Below are 251 nucleotides of genomic sequence, written 5' to 3'. Positions count from 1 at the left end.
CAGTCAGCGCATCAACGTTCAGTGCCGCAACATCACCTTTTGCTGTGTGCTCGTAAACCAGTTTCCAGACACGTTTCAGGAAGCGGTTAGCCCCTTCCACACCGGATTCCTGCCATTCGAGAGTCATATCAGCCGGAGAAGCAAACATCATAAACAGACGAACGGTGTCCGCGCCGTAACGTTCAACCATCACCTGCGGGTCGATACCGTTGTTCTTCGACTTGGACATTTTGCTCATGCCGGTATAAACC

Annotated in this window: 1 protein-coding gene; it reads right to left on the bottom strand. The window is 51.8% G+C overall.

Annotated features, from left to right (window positions below):
- Positions 1–251 (bottom strand): class I tRNA ligase family protein (locus SB764_RS42945; RefSeq protein WP_410867168.1); only part of this gene is annotated, 251 nt, incomplete at both ends.

Source organism: Paraburkholderia sp. SIMBA_027, from assembly GCF_046535315.1.
Classification (GTDB): Bacteria; Pseudomonadota; Gammaproteobacteria; order Burkholderiales; family Burkholderiaceae; genus Paraburkholderia; species Paraburkholderia tropica.
Note: the sequence above shows the minus strand (reverse complement) of the source record. Positions and strands in the feature narration are given on the sequence as shown.